The organism is Lacticaseibacillus jixiensis, assembly GCF_042847315.1.
Lineage (GTDB): Bacteria > Bacillota > Bacilli > Lactobacillales > Lactobacillaceae > Lacticaseibacillus > Lacticaseibacillus jixiensis.
Genome location: NZ_BAAFPR010000079.1, coordinates 1 through 1,685, shown reverse-complemented (window position 1 = coordinate 1,685; position 1,685 = coordinate 1). Strand labels below are relative to the sequence as shown.

At 46.5% G+C, this 1,685-nt stretch carries 2 protein-coding genes; one reads left to right on the top strand and one right to left on the bottom strand.

The genetic code is table 11. The features are described 5' to 3' along the window. The first annotated feature begins 469 nt into the window (after positions 1–469). On the top strand, positions 470–904 hold the full coding sequence (locus tag ACGG90_RS15515) for a GNAT family N-acetyltransferase (protein WP_390410724.1): 435 nt from the start codon (positions 470–472) through the stop codon (positions 902–904). 164 nt (positions 905–1,068) lie between these two features. On the opposite strand, the gene ACGG90_RS15510 is transcribed toward ACGG90_RS15515, so the two are convergent. Further along, the coding region (locus tag ACGG90_RS15510) for a transposase (protein WP_390407408.1) at positions 1,069–1,685 on the bottom strand (617 nt) is incomplete at its 5' end.

Below are 1,685 nucleotides of genomic sequence, written 5' to 3'. Positions count from 1 at the left end.
CAGAATCGTCGTTGGTCTGGTAACTTGAGGCACTGATTGGCAAGTTGCCTAAAGTTGATACGATGAAGAAACTCTTGGAACAAAACGAGCCCGGCGTCATTTGAAAGTTGACCGCCGTCGGCGGTCACAGTCACATTGGTATTGCATTGCAGGGATAAGCTGGTTAAAGTTGAGATGGTGTGAAGCCTCGCTTTCGTGATGGTTTTTGTCGACTTAACCTTAGCATATAGGCGCACCCAATGGGTGAAACACCAAAGCAGCGCAGTCCCGTGTGAATCATGGGATTGCGCTGCTTTTTTGAAATTCTATGAATAATCCAGGTTAATATTTACGTCAAAATATATTAATATTACAAGATATGAATATACGACGAATTGATGAAGATTACAAGCTACATCTTGAAGCTTATGAAGACTTTTTTGGCAAGTGATGAAATTTATCGGTATGCTACCATTAGGAGGTGGGGAAGATGATCACGACATTAACTGAAGTGAATCCACAACAATTAGATCAAATCATGGCGATTTGGTTGGCGAGCAACTTAGAAGCTCATGACTTTGTCTCAGAGAGTTATTGGCATCACAATTTTGCGCTGGTCAAGCAACTGATGCCACAAGCAGAACTGACTGTGGTGCAAGTTGGCGGGGAAATTGTCGGCTTTGCTGGGATGCAGGAAGATTATTTGGCTGGTATTTTTATCGATGCGGCTTATCACCATCTTGGACTCGGCACGCAATTACTGACACATTTACAAGCGCGCCATCCGGTGATCACGTTAAATGTGTTCGATCAAAATTTGCAGGCCAAACAGTTTTATCAGCGTCACGGCTTTCACTTGGTGCAAAAACAATTCGATGAAGAACTGGGTGTGTGGGATTGGACCATGGCGAACTCACCAGCCTAGATTATTCACCTCGGTATTTGGGACATGAAATCGCATCTGGCCGGTCTGAAAGCAACGTTTGGAGCGTTGCGAATACTGACTGAGCGGAGAAGTTGGTGATCGATGCACCACGAACAGACCGACCCAGTTTTCGGCTCGACGCACGACCTATTCAGTTATTCAGTTCAGGTCGCCAACTGATGGACTTCGTCCATGAGCCGACTAAACCAGTTCTTGTAAACATAGTTAGAAGCAAGATGAATCACCACACGACGGGCGTGCCAAGTAATCCTACCGGCGATGTGAAAGAGACTGAACCGTAGCGAGGAGATGGTTGAACGACGGTCTTCCGAGACAAAGAGCTGTTTAAAGAGCTGAACCAGGTTATAGGCAATACCGGTGATCAAGGCTCGTGCAGTGTTCCGTGCAAAAGTTGAGCTGTCTGTTTTGTCAAAGCCAAACCCGCATTTCAGCTCCTTAATTTGGTTCTCAGCATTGCCCCGCTGTCTATAGGTCTTGAACAAAGTCTCTGGAGCCTCGGAGGCCAGGCTGGTCACTACGAATGCGTGGTTCCAGGGAACTAGCTCATCTGCCGTATGAGTAGAACATACGATAACACGGCGAGCTTTACCCCATGACGCGGCCTGATACTTGAATTCGTGGTAGACGCATTTGCTCTCTTCATATTTTGGAGGGCAATCCACTAAGGCCGTTTCTGCCAGCTTCCCAAGCTTTGAATTTGCCTTGAGTCGAACCAAAAAGTCGACGCCATGTGTGTCGCACATCTCGTAAAATTTTGGCG

Bases quoted from the DNA above. Each gene is read 5' to 3' on its own strand.
- ACGG90_RS15515 (WP_390410724.1), top strand. From the start codon at position 470: ATGATCACGACATTAACTGAAGTGAATCCACAACAATTAGATCAAATC.